This window comes from Leucobacter sp. Psy1, from assembly GCF_020096995.1.
GTDB lineage: Bacteria > Actinomycetota > Actinomycetes > Actinomycetales > Microbacteriaceae > Leucobacter.
The window spans coordinates 1,936,152-1,951,590 of the sequence record NZ_CP083692.1 but is presented as its reverse complement, the minus strand read 5'-3'; the positions used below and the strand labels follow the sequence as shown (position 1 = coordinate 1,951,590).

General features: G+C 69.0%; 15 protein-coding genes. 12 read left to right on the top strand and 3 right to left on the bottom strand.

Going from position 1 to position 15,439, the window contains the following annotated elements; translation table 11 throughout:
• Positions 1-47 precede the first annotated feature (47 nt).
• The 7 genes from rpsP to K8P10_RS09090 all read left to right on the top strand — a co-directional run bounded on the left by rpsP (position 48) and on the right by K8P10_RS09090 (position 4,828).
• The gene (gene rpsP, locus K8P10_RS09120) at positions 48-461 is read left to right on the top strand and encodes a 30S ribosomal protein S16 (protein ID WP_224778619.1); all 414 of its coding nucleotides are present in this window, start codon (positions 48-50) and stop codon (positions 459-461) included.
• Positions 462-463: 2 nt separating this feature from the next.
• On the top strand, positions 464-724 hold the full coding sequence (locus K8P10_RS09115; protein WP_224778618.1) for an RNA-binding protein: 261 nt from the start codon (positions 464-466) through the stop codon (positions 722-724).
• The gene (gene rimM / locus K8P10_RS09110; RefSeq protein ID WP_224778617.1) at positions 724-1,320 is read left to right on the top strand and encodes a ribosome maturation factor RimM; all 597 of its coding nucleotides are present in this window, start codon (positions 724-726) and stop codon (positions 1,318-1,320) included. The genes K8P10_RS09115 and rimM overlap by 1 nt, the downstream gene beginning before the upstream one ends.
• Complete coding sequence (gene trmD, locus K8P10_RS09105) at positions 1,317-2,039, top strand: tRNA (guanosine(37)-N1)-methyltransferase TrmD (protein WP_224778616.1); 723 nt, start codon at positions 1,317-1,319, stop codon at positions 2,037-2,039. Before rimM ends, trmD begins: the two co-directional genes overlap by 4 nt.
• A gap of 19 nt (positions 2,040-2,058) precedes the next feature.
• Positions 2,059-3,390 carry a Mur ligase family protein gene (locus tag K8P10_RS09100; protein WP_224778615.1) on the top strand — a complete coding sequence of 444 codons (1,332 nt, stop codon included), beginning with the start codon at positions 2,059-2,061 and terminating at the stop codon, positions 3,388-3,390.
• A 26-nt stretch (positions 3,391-3,416) separates the two neighbouring features.
• The gene (locus tag K8P10_RS09095; protein ID WP_255596872.1) at positions 3,417-4,178 is read left to right on the top strand and encodes a type 1 glutamine amidotransferase; all 762 of its coding nucleotides are present in this window, start codon (positions 3,417-3,419) and stop codon (positions 4,176-4,178) included.
• An 89-nt stretch (positions 4,179-4,267) separates the two neighbouring features.
• Entirely contained in the window at positions 4,268-4,828 is a 561-nt protein-coding gene (locus K8P10_RS09090) for a YceI family protein (RefSeq protein ID WP_224778613.1), read from the top strand.
• A gap of 45 nt (positions 4,829-4,873) precedes the next feature.
• On the opposite strand, the gene K8P10_RS09085 is transcribed toward K8P10_RS09090, so the two are convergent.
• Positions 4,874-5,902: an aromatic acid exporter family protein gene (locus K8P10_RS09085; protein ID WP_224778612.1), complete on the bottom strand. Its 1,029-nt coding sequence runs from the start codon at positions 5,900-5,902 to the stop codon at positions 4,874-4,876.
• A 41-nt stretch (positions 5,903-5,943) separates the two neighbouring features.
• Positions 5,944-7,032 carry an App1 family protein gene (locus tag K8P10_RS09080; RefSeq protein WP_224778611.1) on the bottom strand — a complete coding sequence of 363 codons (1,089 nt, stop codon included), beginning with the start codon at positions 7,030-7,032 and terminating at the stop codon, positions 5,944-5,946.
• A gap of 238 nt (positions 7,033-7,270) precedes the next feature.
• Between K8P10_RS09080 and K8P10_RS09075 the strand changes: the two genes are divergently transcribed.
• From K8P10_RS09075 to cydC, 4 genes are read left to right on the top strand one after another with little or no spacing between them, the layout of a single operon-like run.
• Entirely contained in the window at positions 7,271-8,719 is a 1,449-nt protein-coding gene (locus K8P10_RS09075) for a cytochrome ubiquinol oxidase subunit I (protein WP_224778610.1), read from the top strand.
• A 12-nt stretch (positions 8,720-8,731) separates the two neighbouring features.
• Positions 8,732-9,760, top strand: a complete 1,029-nt coding sequence (cydB, locus tag K8P10_RS09070; RefSeq protein ID WP_224778609.1) for a cytochrome d ubiquinol oxidase subunit II — start codon at positions 8,732-8,734, stop codon at positions 9,758-9,760.
• 27 nt (positions 9,761-9,787) lie between these two features.
• A complete protein-coding gene (cydD, locus tag K8P10_RS09065) occupies positions 9,788-11,464 on the top strand; it encodes a thiol reductant ABC exporter subunit CydD (RefSeq protein ID WP_224778608.1) in 1,677 nt (558 codons plus the stop codon).
• Entirely contained in the window at positions 11,461-13,125 is a 1,665-nt protein-coding gene (gene cydC / locus K8P10_RS09060) for a thiol reductant ABC exporter subunit CydC (protein WP_224778607.1), read from the top strand. The genes cydD and cydC overlap by 4 nt, the downstream gene beginning before the upstream one ends.
• 15 nt (positions 13,126-13,140) lie before the next feature.
• Here cydC and K8P10_RS09055 read toward each other — a convergent pair whose 3' ends face one another.
• On the bottom strand, positions 13,141-13,950 hold the full coding sequence (locus tag K8P10_RS09055; RefSeq protein ID WP_224778606.1) for an aminotransferase class IV: 810 nt from the start codon (positions 13,948-13,950) through the stop codon (positions 13,141-13,143).
• A gap of 88 nt (positions 13,951-14,038) precedes the next feature.
• Here K8P10_RS09055 and K8P10_RS09050 point away from each other — a divergent pair, with 88 nt between their 5' ends.
• Positions 14,039-15,400 carry an anthranilate synthase component I family protein gene (locus tag K8P10_RS09050; RefSeq protein ID WP_224778605.1) on the top strand — a complete coding sequence of 454 codons (1,362 nt, stop codon included), beginning with the start codon at positions 14,039-14,041 and terminating at the stop codon, positions 15,398-15,400.
• Positions 15,401-15,439 lie beyond the last annotated feature (39 nt).

Here is a 15,439-nt window from a genome sequence, read left to right as displayed (position 1 = left end):
ATGGGTTCGCGCGATCCGCGCGCCCGCAGGCTTTACAAGGAGTATTCATGGCAGTCAAGATCCGTCTCAAGCGTCTCGGCAAGATCCGCGCGCCCTACTACCGCATCGTCGTCGCCGACTCGCGCACCAAGCGCGACGGCCGCGTGATCGAGGAGATCGGCAAGTACCACCCGACCGAGAACCCCTCGTTCATCGAGGTCCAGTCGGAGCGCGCTCAGTACTGGCTCAGCGTCGGCGCGCAGCCGACCGAGCAGGTTGCTGCGATCCTGAAGCTCACGGGCGACTGGGGCAAGTTCTCGGGCGAGGGCAACACCGAGTCGCAGGTGCTCCCGGTCGAGCCGAAGGCCGTCTTCGAGGCCGACGCGTCGAAGAAGACCGTGCTCCGCCCGAAGGCCGAGAAGCCCGCTGCTCCGGCGCAGGAGTCGAACGACTCGGCCGAGGCTGAGAACACCGAGGCGTAATCATGGCCGACCGCTCGCTGGCCGAGGCGCTCGAGCACCTCGTCTCCGGCATCGTCGATCACCCCGACGAGGTCCGCGTCGACGCGCGCGACTCCTCCAGGGGAGAGACGCTCGAAGTGCGCGTGAACCCGGAAGACCTGGGTCGCGTGATCGGCCGCGGCGGTCGGACCGCCCAGTCGCTGCGCACCGTCATCGGGTCCCTCGCCGACGGCGACCGGGTCCGCATCGACGTCGTCGACACGGCAGCGGAGGGCGCCGCCTGATGGCGGACGCACCGAAGCGCGCTCAGGCTCCCCGCCCCGATATCGGGTCGGGGAGTCTCCGCGTTGGGCGACTCACCAAGCCGCACGGGTTGAAGGGCGGCGTCAAGCTCGAGCTCTTCACCGACAACCCCGACCTGCGCTTCACACCCGGCTCGGAGTTCCACCTGCAGGTTCCCGAAGATTCCGAGTGGTTCGGGCGCGCGATCACGCTCCGCGAGCTGCGCTGGTTCAACGCGCAGCCGGTGGGCTTCTTCGACGAGGTGCCCGACCGCACCGCGGCGGAGTCGATCGTGCGAGCGATCCTGTGGATCGACGAGGAGGCCGTCGCCGAGGGTACGGAGGAGAACGCCTGGTACGACGGGCAGCTCGTGGGGCTCTCGGTGCGTCGTGACGGCGTCGAGCTCGGCGTGGTCTCTGAGGTCCAGCACTTCCCGGCGCAGGACCTGCTTGCGGTGAAGACGGACGCAGGGACCGTGCTCGTTCCCTTCGTCGAGGCGATCGTGCCGCGCGTCGACCTTGAGGCGGGTATCGTGGAGGTCACTCCGCCGGCGGGGCTCTTCGAGGAGATCCCCGAAGACACGCCCGGTACGGCATGAGGATCGACGCCGTCTCGATCTTCCCCGAATACTTCGGGGTGCTCGAGCTCTCCCTGCTCGGCCGTGCACGGTCGCGCGGGTTGATCGACGTGCACGTGCACGACCTGCGCGACGCCGCCCACGATCGCCACCGCACCGTCGACGGGACGCCGGCGGGTGGCGGTGCCGGCATGGTCATGCGGCCGGAGCCCTGGGGTGAAACGCTCGACGCGATCCTCGAGGACGGCGCGCCGGGCACGTCGGGGTCGGACGGCCCGGTCATCATCTTCCCCTCGCCGGCTGGAGAGGTCTTCACCCAGGCGATGGCCCGCGAGCTCGCAGGCGAGTCACACCTCGTGTTCGGGTGCGGCAGATACGAAGGCATCGATCAGCGAGTGTTCGACGAGTACGGTGACCGGGCCAGGGTGCGGCTCGTGAGCCTGGGGGACTACGTGCTGAACGGCGGCGAGGTCGCCGCGATGGCGATGATCGAGGCGATCTGCCGTCTGGTTCCCGGTGTCGTCGGCAACCCCGAGAGCCTCGTCGAGGAGTCGCACGAGGACGGACTGCTCGAGTACCCGAGCTACACCAAGCCGGCGGAGTGGCGCGGTCGCGCGATCCCGCCGGTCCTCCTCGGCGGCAATCACGGCGCCGTGCGCGCGTGGCGGCACGAGCAGAGCATCGCTCGGACGCGACGCACACGGCCCGAACTCCTGCCACCGGACCTGCGCGACGAGTAACCGCCGGTAGGCTTGTGGCATGCGGGATTTGCTCTCTGCCCTGATCGGTAAAGCGGTGCGCCAAGTGGCGCGCCTGCGCGGTGGAGGCTCCGCTCTGCCAGGTCTGGTCGTCGACAAGATCGATCCGGGCTTCCTGGCGAGGGTGCTGGGGCGCCTGCCGTACGGGGTAGTCGCCGTGAGCGGGACGAACGGCAAGACCACGACGACGAAGATGATCGTCGAGATTCTTGAAGCGCAGGGGCTGCGGGTCTTCACGAACCGCACCGGCTCCAATTTCTCCCGAGGCGTGATTGCCGCGGCGGTGCAGGAGTGCACCGTCGCCGGCAAGCTGCAGGCCGATATCGCGGTTCTCGAGCTCGACGAGGCGCACGCCATGTACTTCATCGACCGGGTCCGCCCGCGGCACACGCTGCTGCTGAACGTGCTCCGAGATCAGCTCGATCGATTCGGCGAGATCGACACTACGGCCCAGCTGCTGCGCCGGATCGCGGAGGCGACGACGGACGGCGTGGTCGTGAACCGGGAGGATCCCCTGCTCGAAGCGATTGGTGCGCGCATCGAGGCAGAAGTGGCCGGATCGGGGCGCCCCGAGCTGCGGCGCTTCGGCCTGTCGCCCGCACTGCGCGCCACGTTCCCGAGCGACAGCGACTTCCACGGCGCGGCAGCGCACGACAGCGCTTCGGCCGACCCAGACTCGGATCGCGTCTTCGCGGACGTCGTCCTCGCGGAGATCGGCGATCACGAAGTCGTGTTCGAGATCGACGGGGATCGGCACCGTACCTCCCTCCGGCTGGAGGGGCTCTACAACACGTTCAACGCCGCGGCCGCACTGGCGACGGTGCGGATGGTCCTCGGCTCGGGCGCCGGCGGAGGGCGCTCCGCAGATACGGGGGCGATCCTCTCTGCCCTCTCCGAGGTGCGCCCTGCCTTCGGGCGGGGGGAGCAGCTGCAGCTCGACGGGCATCCGCTCGAGCTGGTGCTGGTGAAGAACCCAGCGGGGTTCCGGCTCGGGCTCGCGTCGTTCGACCCCGAGGGTGTGGACACCATGATCGCGATCAACGATCAGTACGCGGACGGCCGCGACATGTCGTGGTTGTGGGACGTCGACTTCACGTCGCTGCAGGCCTCGGGAGTGCGCACCGTCAGCGGCACCAGGGCCTGGGACATGGCGCTGCGGCTCGAGCACGACGACGTGCGAGTCGACCGGGTGCTCGAGGATCTCGCGACAGCGCTCCGCTCGTTCCGGGCGGAGACCGGCGAGCGGCCCAGGCGCATCTACTGCACCTATACGGCGATGCTGGAGCTCCGGCGCGAACTCGCCGAGATCACGGAAGTGGAGGAGATCTGGTGAGCACCCCACGTGCGCCGCGCGAGCAGCTGCAGGCGACCACTGATCAGGCGACGACGGAACCCGCGGGCTCTGCTCCCGAACTCGTCATCGTCGACCTCTACCCCCGCGACATGAACATCTACGGAGACCGCGGCAACGTGCTCTCGCTCGTCAGGCGGGTCCGTGCCCAGGGGTTCGTGCCGCGGGTGGTCGAGGTGAATCCGGGGGATCCGCTGCCCGACGATGTCGATATCGTCCTCGGCGGAGGCGGACAGGACTCGGGGCAGGGGCGCGTGGCGAAAGACCTCGCCGTGAAGCGCGACGAGATCCACCGCCTCGCAGCTGACGGCGTGCCGATGCTCATGGTGTGCGGGCTGTACCAGCTGTTCGGGCACCGCTTCATCACGCACACCGGGGACGAGCTGCGCGGTATCGGCGTGCTCGACGTCGAGACCCGCGGAGGCGACGTCCGCATGATCGGCAACATCGTGCTCGATACCGAGGAGTTCGGCGAGGTCATCGGCTACGAGAACCACAGCGGCAACACGACGCTCGGCCCGGAGTCCCGGCCGTTCGGGCGCGTCACCCAGGGGGCAGGCAACAACCCGGAAGACGGCGTGGAGGGTGCGCGCTCGCACCACGTCATCGGCACGTATCTGCACGGGTCGATCCTGCCGAAGAATCCGCGGGTGAGCGACTTCCTCATCGCTCGGGCGGCCGAGCGTCGGTACGGGGAGTTCACTCCGGTGGCGGAGATCGGCGACACCGTGACCCGGGCGCGCGAGTCGGCGAAGCGGCGCCCCCGCTAACTGAATCTTCCGTGAACACGGTTGACAGTGCGTCTGAGCGGTCGTATGGTTGAAAAGTCAATCAACATGAATTGAAATGGAGGGCTCCCGTGGCCATCACTGCAGCAGACATCCCCGGTTACCGCACTGGCACCTGGAAGGTCGACCCCTCGCACTCCGAGGTCGGCTTCTCGGTCCGTCACCTCGCGATCAGCAAGGTGCGCGGCTCGTTCAGCGAGTTCGACGGCACCTTCGTCACCGCTGAGAACCCGCTCGATTCGACGGTCGAGGCCTCGGTCGAGGTCGCTTCGGTCGACACCAAGGACAAGAACCGCGACGGCCACCTCCGCACCGGCGACTTCTTCCTCGCAGACGAGTACCCGCAGCTCACCTTCGTCTCGACGGGCGTGCGCGAAGAGAACGGCGACTTCAAGGTCGACGGCAACCTCACCATGCGCGGCGTCACCAAGCCCGTCACCTTCGACTTCGAGTTCGGCGGCTTCGGCGCCGACGCCTACGGCAACTACAAGGCCGGCTTCACGGCGAAGACCGTGGTGAAGCGTGAGGACTTCGGCCTCACCTGGAACGCTCCGCTCGAGACCGGCGGCGTGCTGCTCGGTTCCGACGTGACGATCACGCTCGACATCCAGGCTGCACTGCAGCAGGACTAACGCCCGCCCCGGCGCATCACACGCGGCCGGATCACCCCGAGCACGTCACTCGAGCTCGCCGGTGATCCGGCCGCGTACGCGTCTCAGGTCTTCCATAAGCGAACCGATGAGCACCCAGTGATCAGGGTGCGGTTGGGGGATCGTGTAGGGAGCCGTGAGCGCGGGCTCCTCAGGCTCATCTCCCCACGCAGGGACGGGGGTCACGAGCAGCTGCAGGTCGTGCGCCGCGCGCCGCATCTCCTCCACCATTCCGATCACCGAGGGATCGGTGACGAGGTCGGGCTCGTAGAGGTCGTAGAGCGCACGCGACATGCCGGTGATCTGCGTCAGGATCGGCTGGAGGCGCTGGAAGAGCGCGTCGTCGGTTTCGAGTGAGGCGCGGAACTTCGCACCGCGCGGGTTGAAACGCAGACTGTCCCGCGCCTGCCTGAGGAGTGCGTGGACGCGAGTGCGGTCGTCCTGCAAGCGTCTGGCACGCTCGAGCATGTCCTCCAACCAGGCGTCGTCGCGTGGCTCCGCGAGCGCATCGGCGAGTCGCCTGAGCGCTGCGGCCGCGTCGTGCACGAGTCCTCGGAGCTCCTGATGCACGGGCAGCGTGCGCACCGGGGCCACGACGACCGCGTTGATGATGACGCCGATCGCCGCACCGATCGCGGTTTCGGTGAGCCGCTCGAACCCGTAGTCGAGCTGATTGTTGGCCCCGCCGAGCGCGATCATCAGGAGCGCGGTGATCGCGATCTGGTTGCTCGACGAGTTCGTCATCTTCAACAGCCAGCCGATGCACATCGACACGATGATGGCGGCGATGAACAGCCACGCCTGCGGCCCGAAGATCGCCGCGGCACCGAGGGCCACCGACACACCGAGCATGACGCCGACGACACGCTCGATACCGCGCGTCAGCGACTGGTCGACGCTCTCCTGCACGCAGAGGAGCGCGGCGATGGCGCCGAAGATCGGCATCTGCTCGGGAAAGATCGCGAGGCAGACGAACCAGGTGAGCAGCGTCGCGGCCGTGGTCTTCACGACCTGGAGGATCGGGGTGCGCGAGGAAGCGGTGAACCGGCCGGTCATCCGCCGCTCGAAGCGGCGCCACGGTCGAGTCGGCGGCCCGGTCACAGCACGCCGACCTTGACGAGTTCCTCTCTCAGCGTGGCTCCGTCTGGTCCGTAGACCCAGGGCACACCGCTGACGTTGCGGTGCAGCTGCGCCTTCGAGCGTCCGCCCGCCAGCACCGCCTCGCCGACCGAGAGCTGCCGGATCGCCACTGCCGCCACGTTCTGGGGGTGCGAGAGGGTGAACTCGTGGTAGATCGCCTCGTCGTGCTGGCCGTCGTCGCCGAGCAGCACCCACTTCACCTCGGGGAAGTCCTCGGCGAGCCGCAGGAGCTCCTCACGCTTGTGCTCCTGCCCGCTGCGGAACCAGCGGTCTGGTGTGGGCCCCCAGTCGGTGAGGAGCAGCGGGCCCATCGGGTAGAGATTTCGCGCCAGGAACCGGCTGAGCGCTGGTGCGGCGTTCCACGCGCCGGTCGAGAGGTACACGGCGGGTGAACCCGGGTGCTCGGCGATGAGGTGATCGAGGAGCACCGCCATGCCAGGGGTCGGGGTGCGCGCGTGCTCGTCGACGACGAAGGTGTTCCATGCGGCGACGAACGGCCGGGGGAGCGCGGTCATGAGGATGGTGTCGTCGATGTCGGAGAGCACGCCGAAGCGCGCGTCTGGATCGACGATGTACACGGGCGCGTCAGCAGACTCGCCGATGAGTTCCGGGGCTTCGCCGGTACCGGCACAACTGCGCGCGATGACCCGAAGCGTCACGGTGTGCCAGCCGGGCTCCAGCGAAGCGGGCACCCGCGAGTTGATCACGCCGCCCCGGTCGGACTGCACTTCGGCGACCGGATCACCGTCGACGCAGACCTGCACGCGCTGGAAGGGGACGTGCACGCTCGTGAAGGTTCGCCACCCGCGGACGCGGGAGACGCCGGCCACGTCGGGACGCAGGCGCGTGTGCTCGCGGCTCTCCGGCTTCAGGAAAAGCAGGCGACCGAGTACCCGCAGCGAGTCGGTGGTGCCGTAACCGATGTAAGGGATGACCGAGGGGACCTTCCCGCGCTTGATCGCCCGCTTGGCGCGCCGCTGGTGCAACCAATCGTCCAGTCGCGCGACGAGCAGCGGGCGGGTGTCGGGAGAGTCCTCGGAAGCCACCCGAACAGTCTAAGCGGTGGGCGGACTGGGGGCGGGCGGTGATGCGGGTCGGAGAACCGCTCGGAGCCGAGTGGTATATCTCTCGACCTCGAACCGGATTCGCAGGGGATTCCCAGAGAGAGTAAAATATGTGGCGACCGGTCCAGTGCCGGCCTGCCGGGTCGAGCGGCCCTCTCCTCCCGGTGTCACTATGGGAGTGCGCCGCTCCTGAGTGGCGCCAGGGCTTCTGGAGAATCACGTGAACGAAATTCTCGACCCGCTCGCGCTCGCCCGCTGGCAATTCGGGCTGACCACGCTGTATCACTTCATCTTCGTGCCGCTCACGATCGGACTGAGCCTGCTCGTGGCGATTCTTCAGACCGTCTGGGTTCGCACCGGGAACGCGAAGTACCTGCGTCTCACGCGGCTGTTCGGCAAGATCTTCCTGATCAACTTCGCGATGGGCGTCGTGACGGGCATCGTGCAGGAGTTCCAGTTCGGTATGAACTGGTCGAACTACTCCCGCTTCGTCGGCGACATCTTCGGTGCCCCGCTCGCCATGGAGGGGCTCATCGCCTTCTTCTTCGAGGCGACGTTCATCGGTCTGTGGATCTTCGGGTGGGACAAGCTGCCGAAGAAGATCCACGTGCTCACGATCTGGTTCGTCTGGATCGGCACCGTCTTCTCCGCCTATTTCATCCTCGCCGCCAACGCCTTCATGCAGAATCCCGTCGGATTCGAGTTGAACGAGGAGCGCGGCCGCGTCGAGCTGCAGAGCATCGGCGACGTGCTCCTGAACCCGGTCGCGCTGACGCAGTTCCCGCACACCCTCTTCGCCTCGATCATGTTCGCGGGCGTCGTCATGGTCGCCGTCGCGGCGTGGCACCTGCAGCGTGGCCAGTTCGTCGACGAGATGCGAACGACGCTCCGGTTCGGCGCTTGGACGAACATCCTCGCCTTCATCGGGGTCGGCCTGACGGGCCACGAGCTCGGCATGGTGATGACGCAGACGCAGCCCATGAAGATGGCAGCTGCTGAGGCGCTCTACGACTCGGCTTCGGGCGCCGACGCCTCGTTCTCGGTCTTCAGCCTCGGTACCCCAGACGGCGCGCATGAGATCTTCTCCATCCGCATCCCGTACCTGCTCTCGTTCCTCTCCAACGGTACGTTCAACGGCAGCGTCGAAGGCATCCGCGACCTCCAGGCGGAGTACGAGGCCATGTACTGCGGCGGAGCGGACTCCCTGCTCACCTGTCCGACGGACGGCCAGTTCGCGCCCATCATCTGGGTCACCTACTGGGCGTTCCGCTGGATGATCGGCCTCGGCGCCCTCGCGGCGCTCGTCTCAGCCGTCGGCCTCTGGATCACGCGCAAGAACATCGACCTGCCGAAGTGGGTTTGGAAGGTCGCGATCTGGTCCGCACCGCTCCCGATGCTCGCCTCCCTCGTCGGGTGGATCTTCACCGAAATGGGCCGCCAGCCCTGGATCGTGTTCGGGGTGATGACGACCGAGCAGGGCGTCTCGCCAGGGGTACCCGGCTGGGCGGTACTCGTGTCCCTCGCGGCATTCACCATCGTGTACGGCGCCCTCGCCGTCGTCGAGTTCAAGCTCATCGCGAAGGCTGCCAAGGAGGGGCCTCCCGAACTCGAGAGCAGCGACTCCGGCGACGGAGAACCCGACCATCGGCAGTTCGCGACGGTGTACTAGGAAGGTCTGACCATGGAACTCACCACGATCTGGTTTCTCATCGTCGGAGTGCTGCTCATCGGCTACTTCGTGCTCGACGGCTTCGACTTCGGCGTCGGCATGGCGCTGCCCCTGCTCGGCAAGGACGACACCGACCGACGCGTCATCATCAACACCATCGGTCCGGTCTGGGACCTCAACGAAACGTGGCTCATCGTCGCGGGCGCGTGCCTCTTCGCGGCGTTCCCCGAGTGGTACGCCACCATGTTCTCGGGCTTCTACCTCGCACTGCTCGTGATCCTGCTGGCACTGATCCTGCGAGGCGTCTCCTTCGAGTACCGCCACCAGGGCAAGGGCCGCGAGTGGACTCGCTGGTTCGATCAGTTCATCTTCTGGGGCTCGGTCGTGCCGCCGCTCCTCTGGGGCACCGCCTTCGCCAACCTCATCCAGGGTCTCCCGATCAGTCGCATGGACAACGGCGGATGGCTCTTCGAAGGCACGCTGCTCACGCTCCTGAACCCGTACGGACTGCTCGGGGGCATCACGCTCACGCTGCTCTGCTTCACGCACGGACTCGTCTTCATCGCGCTGAAGACCGAGGGTGACATGCGGCAGCGCGCCCGGTCGCTGGCGCGCACCGTCGGTCTCGTGACGATCGTCGTCGCCGCGGCGTTCCTCGTGTGGACGATCGTGCAGCACCTCGAGAACCCGACCCTGCCGCTCATCATCGCTTGCGCGGCCATCGCCGCCGTCGCGCTCGCCGCCGGGTGGATCGCGAACGCCGTCGGTCGAGACGGCTGGGCCTTCACCGGCAACGCCGTCGCAATCGGGTTCGCGCTGCTCGCGATCTTCTCCGCGCTCTTCCCGAACCTCATGATCTCGACCCTCGGCGACGCCGAGTCGATGAGCATCGCGGGAGCCGCGAGTTCGCAGAAGACGCTCGAGCTCATGACCTGGGTCGCGGTGTTCACGATGCCGCTCGTCCTGGCCTATCAGGCCTGGACGTACTGGGTGTTCCGCAAGCGGATCTCGCGCGACGCGATCCCGGCCGGAGCGCACTAGGCCGTCGGGCGCCTAGACTGATCCACGGTGAAACCTCTCGACCCCAGACTGCTCCGCTACGCGCGCGCCTCACGCGGCGTCTTCGGGTTCGGAGCAGTCCTGGGGGTCATCAGAACCCTGGCGATCATCGCGTGGTGCTGGTGTTTGGCGCACGCGATCGCGGCTCTTGCGATCCCCGCACTCGACTTCCCCGACGCGTTCACGTCGACCGACACTGCCGGCCGTGTCGCCGAGGGTGATCTCGGCGCTGCCGCTCTGCCCGTGCTCCTCGCGGGAGGGATCGCGGCGATCGCGGTGCGTGCGGCGGCGAGCTGGGGGATGGACCTGCTCGCCGCCCGCGGCGCGATCCGGGTGAAGGGGCAGCTGCGGTCTCGCGCGCTCGATGCGCTCGACGGAAGCTCGCCCGAGTGGGCGGCGCGGCGGTCCGACGCGGAGACTGCGACGGTGCTCGGCCGCGGACTCGACGCGCTCGACGGGTACTTCTCCGCCTACGTGCCGCAACTCATTCTCACCGCGTGCGCCACGCCGATCCTCGTGCTCACGATCCTGCTCGCCGACCCGACGAGCGGCATCATCGTCTGCATCGTATTCCCGGTGATTCCGATCTTCATGGTGCTGATCGGCCTGGCCACGCAGTCGGTGCAGGATCGCCAGTGGGAGCAGCTCCAACGGCTCTCCTCCTCCTTCCTCGACGTCGTCGAGGGGCTCACGACGCTCAAGATCTTCCGGCGCGAAGACCGGCAGCGGGCGCGCATCGTGCGCGAGACGGAGGAGTACCGGCGTCGCACCGTGAAAGTGCTGCGGGTCACGTTCCTCTCCGGGTTCGTGCTCGACCTTGCGGGCACCTTCTCGATCGCGCTCGTCGCCGTGACGGTCGGCACGCGCCTGGTGGCGGGCGAGTTCCCGCTCGCGCTCGGCATCTTCGTGCTGCTCCTGCTTCCGGAAGCCTTCATTCCCATCCGCCAGGTCGGAGCAGCGTTCCACGCCTCGACCGAGGGCCTCACGGCAGCGCAGCGGATCTTCGACATCATCGAGCAGCCGGGCCCGCGGATCGCGTCGCGCGAGGACCGAGGCGCGGACGCCGCACGCGGGACTGACGCCGTACCCGGGGTGGGGATCAGGTTCGAGCGCGTCGAAGTGCAGCGCGAGGAGCACGTCCGCATCGGACCCGTGAGTTTCACTGTGGAGCCGGGCGAGGTCGTCGCTCTCGCCGGTCCGTCTGGTGCGGGGAAGTCGACGCTGGTCTCCGCGCTGCTCGGCTTCGTCGCCCCCGCAGCGGGTACGGTCGATCGCCCGGCGACGGTCGCCTGGGCCGGGCAGCGTCCCGGCCTGCTGCAAGGAACGCTCGCGGACAACGTCGCACTCGGATCCGAGCCCGACCCGGCGCTCGTCACCCGTGCGCTCGATACGGTCGGTCTGGATCTCGCGCCCGATCGCGTGCTCGGTGTCGCCGGTGCGGGACTCTCCGGTGGGCAGGCGCAGCGCGTCGCGGTGGCGCGATGCCTCTACCGAGCCTGGATAGCCGACGCCGGGGCCGTCGTCATGGACGAGCCGAGCTCAGCCCTCGACTGTGCCAGCGAGGCGAGGGTCGCCGCCGCGCTCAGAGCGGAGGCCGTAGCGGGGCGCGCCGTGCTCGTCATCAGTCACCGCGACGCGCTCATCGGTGCTGCCGACAGGACCATCACGATGGGGGTGCACGCGTGAGCGCCACACTGCTCCAGCGGGCGATGCCGTCGCGCCGCCGCCGGACGCCCGGGATCGTGCTCGGCGTTCTCGCCGACGCCTGCGTCGTCGGACTGCTCGCCCTGAGTGCCTGGCTCATCGTCCGGGCGGGAGAACAGCCGCCGATCCTGCATCTCACCTTCGCGGTCGTCGGTGTGCGCGCACTCGCGATCGGTCGTGCAGCGTTCCGGTACGTCGAGCGCATCGCGAGCCACGATGCGGCGCTCGCGCAGCTCTCCGACCTCCGCTCGGAGACGTTCGCGGCGCTCGTGCCGCGCGTGCCTGGTGCGCTGGGAGCCTCCAGGAGGGGCGATGTGCTCGCCGCGTTCGTGGACGACGTCGACCAGCTGCAAGACGAACCGCTCCGGGTGCGGCAGCCGTTCATCGTCAGCACTGTGGTCGTGCTCGCGAGCCTCGCCGTGCTCGCGATCGCTTCGCCTCTGGCCGCGCTGATCCTCGCGGGCATGCTGCTCGTCGCCGGACTGGCCGCAGCCCTGCTCGCTGCTCGCATCTCCGCCCGCAGCGACCGCGAACTCTCCGCCGCGAGGGCGGCGCTCGTCGATCGACTGCTCGAGCGCTCGTCGGCAGCTGAGGTGCTCGCCGCGTTCGGTGCCGAACCGGTGCAGCGGCGTCGTATCGCCGAGGCCGAGGCGCACCTCACCCGGGTGCAGCTCGCCCGAAGCCGGGCGGCGGGCCTCACCGGCGCGATCCTGACGCTCGGCTCCGGAGCTGCGTCTGTCCTCATCCTGCTGGCACTCGCGCCGGGAGTTGGCGCGGGAATCTCGGCGCCGGTCTTCGCGGCCGCCGTCATCGTGCCGGCCGCCGTCTTCGAGGTTTTCGCGCAGTCGCTGCAGGCGCTCGTCGCGCGCCGCACCGTTGCCGCGAGCGCGGCCAGGGTCGCCGCGATCACCGAGGCCCCGATGCCCGCGGAGGTGCCGGTCGAGGAGCCGGGGGCGGATACCGGTGAGGACGGGGCCTCGACGCCGGTGCGCATCGACCCTGCAGTGCCACTCGTCGCCGTCGAGCATCTCGGCGTCACGCACCCGGGTGCGACAGCACCCGCCGTCGCCGACGTCACGTTCGACCTCAGGGCAGGGGAGACGCTCGTCATCTCGGGGGAGAGCGGATCGGGCAAGACGACGCTCGCTCTCGCGCTGGTGCGCCTGCTCGACTACACGGGGTCGTACCGCGTCGGCGAAGTGGAAGCCCGAGCGCTCCCGGTGCACGTGCTGCGCGGCATGGTCGGTCTGTGCGAGCAGCAGCCCCACCTCTTCGACGCCGACCTCCGCCAGAACCTGAAGTTCGCGCGCGACACCGCCACCGACGCGGAGCTGATGGACGCGCTCGCCCGCGTCGGGCTCTCCGAATGGGCGGAGCAGCGCGGTGGCCTCGATGCACCGGTCGGGGAGCGGGGTGCCCTCGTCTCAGGCGGGCAGGCTCAGCGAATCGCGCTCGCCCGCGCGATCCTCGCCGACTTCCCGGTCGTCGTGCTCGACGAGCCCACCGCTGGCGTCGATCGGGATCGCGCCGACCGGCTCCTCACCGACCTCATGGGCGCCGTACCCGCCGACCGTGCCGTGATTCTCATCACCCACACCGAGCTCCCCGTGGGAATCGACGCGCAACACCTGCACATCGGGTAGCGGCACCTGCCCGATTCACCAGGCGCCGGACGCCCGGCCGTCGAGCAGCACCGGCTCCCACGAGTGGTCGAGCACCGCGCGGAACCAGTCGAGACGCTTCGGCTCGGGCTCCCGCGTCGCGGCACCGTCGATGTGGCTGACTACCCGGATGCCGTGCAGCGCATTGACCGCCCACACCTCGCACGCTGCGAGTTCGGTCGGGCGCGCGCTGCTCCGCGCGGGCTCGTGGGGCTTCGCTGCTGCTCCCGTCGAGCCGCTCGCTGGGAGCTGATGCGGAGCGGCCTCGGCGACCAGACCCTCGGTCACGGAGGCCACCCGGTCCGCAGATGCTGCGCGGTGACCGAGACCCGTCGCGTCCCACCAGACGAGGCTCGTCGTCGCACCCTCAACGACGTGACCCTCGGCGTCGAGGAGCAGCGCCTCGGCGCCGACCTCGTGGTTCAGCTCGAGGTACCGCTCGAGGTTCGGCCCCTTCCTATCCAGGTGCGCGAGCCCCTCGACGTCCGCAAGCGGAATCGAACGCAGCTCGACCTCCCCCGTGAGCGCGGGGAGCGGCCGCTCAGACAGCCCCCACCGTACCGTGCCATCGGGGTCGAGCCACAGCTCCAGGCGCGGAAACCCCTCGCCGAACGCATTCACGCGCTCCGCCGCCCCGAGCACGAAGTCGTCCACCGTCTCGGACGGTCGCTCATCGAGTTCGGCGAGGGCGCTCGCCGCAGCACCTGCGAAGCGATCGAGGTGGTACTGCCACCCGCGCACCTCTGCGACACCCGACGAGGGGTTCTGGCGTACTCGGAACGAATCGGCGACCAGCAGCTCGGACATACCGCGACTCTACCGGTCGTGCCGGGTACCCCGTCGGGGCGAGGGCTCCGGCGGGCGCGCTGCGGTCTCCAACCGGTACCCTGACCACATGCCCTCTGCCGACCACCGCGGGTACGCGGTGCGCCCGCTCGTCGACGTCCCCGACCCCGAAGCGGTCGCGCGTGCGCTCGCAGCGACCGGTGACGCGTGGTGCTGGCTTGACGGAGCGGCCGCGGCCGAGCGCGACGACCCCAGGGGGATGACGTATCTGGGTGCGACCACGCGAGTGCTGACGGGCCGACCCGGCAGGGAGCAGGAGTTCCTCGACCGGTTGCGAACCGAGGCGCCACACGGCGCTCAGGCCGTGCGAGACGGGTTCGCGCACGGCTGGGTCACCGCCTTCGGGTACGAGTTCGGTGTCGCACTGCTCGGTGCTGAACCGGCGTACGACGACGCTCCGCCCGCCTTCGCCCTCCGACTCGACGCCGTTCTCGCCATCGACCACCGCAACCACCGAGCCGAGGTGCGGGGCGTCAGCGCAGCGGCGATCGAGGAGTGGTTCGCGGCGTACGGTCGGACGCTCAGCGCTGCGGATTCGGCTCGGGCGACCCGGCCTGGCCCCCGGGCCACGCACCGCTGGCGCACCGAGCCCGCCGACTACCGGGCAGCCGTCGACGCCTGCCGCGATGCCATCGGCGAGGGCGACGCCTATGTGCTCTGCCTCACCGATACCGCTGAGGCTCAGCTTCCCGGCGACGCGGACCCCGTCGCCCTCTACCGCGCCCTCAGCTCGGGCGGCGCAGCCATCCGCGGCGGGATCATCGCGTCGGGCGACCGCGCACTCGTCTCCGCCAGCCCCGAACGCTTCCTCTCGGTCACCGGCGACCGCGTCGCCACCCACCCCATCAAGGGCACGCGGAGACGCGGGAACTCCGTCGCAGACGACGCACGGATCGCCGCGGAGCTCGCCGCGCACCCGAAAGAACGCGCCGAGAACCTCATGATCGTCGACCTCATGCGCAACGACCTCAGTCGTGTGTGCGTTGCCGGCACCGTCGCCGTCGAAGGGTTCCTGCGCGTCGAAGCCCACCCGCACGTCCACCAGCTCGTCAGCACCGTCTCCGGGCGACTCCGACCGGGAGCCGACGCGATGGACGCGCTCGCCGCAGCGTTCCCCGGTGGATCCATGACGGGGGCGCCGAAGCGGAGCGCCGTCGAGATCCTCGCCCGCCTGGAGCGGGCGCCGCGCGGCCTCTACTCCGGCTGCTTCGGGTGGATCGATTCCGACGGCTCTTGCGAGCTCGCGATGACGATCCGCGGGGTCGAGCTGCGCGGCATCGGCGCGGATGGGGAGACACGTGCCCTCATCGGGTCAGGGGGAGGGATCACGATCGATTCGGATCCGGACGCGGAACTCGCCGAGCAACGGCTCAAGGCCGAAGCGATCCTCCGCGCACTCGGTTCGCGATAGTCTGGAGGGCGTGTGTGCGCCCGCGGCTCCGGGCGACCG

Coding starts and splice junctions, on each gene's coding strand:
- rpsP (WP_224778619.1), top strand. CDS start 48: ATGGCAGTCAAGATCCGTCTCAAGCGTCTCGGCAAGATCCGCGCGCCC.
- K8P10_RS09115 (WP_224778618.1), top strand. CDS start 464: ATGGCCGACCGCTCGCTGGCCGAGGCGCTCGAGCACCTCGTCTCCGGC.
- rimM (WP_224778617.1), top strand. CDS start 724: ATGGCGGACGCACCGAAGCGCGCTCAGGCTCCCCGCCCCGATATCGGG.
- trmD (WP_224778616.1), top strand. CDS start 1,317: ATGAGGATCGACGCCGTCTCGATCTTCCCCGAATACTTCGGGGTGCTC.
- K8P10_RS09100 (WP_224778615.1), top strand. CDS start 2,059: ATGCGGGATTTGCTCTCTGCCCTGATCGGTAAAGCGGTGCGCCAAGTG.
- K8P10_RS09085 (WP_224778612.1), bottom strand. CDS start 5,902: ATGACCGGCCGGTTCACCGCTTCCTCGCGCACCCCGATCCTCCAGGTC.
- cydB (WP_224778609.1), top strand. CDS start 8,732: ATGGAACTCACCACGATCTGGTTTCTCATCGTCGGAGTGCTGCTCATC.
- K8P10_RS09055 (WP_224778606.1), bottom strand. CDS start 13,950: ATGTCCGAGCTGCTGGTCGCCGATTCGTTCCGAGTACGCCAGAACCCC.
- K8P10_RS09050 (WP_224778605.1), top strand. CDS start 14,039: ATGCCCTCTGCCGACCACCGCGGGTACGCGGTGCGCCCGCTCGTCGAC.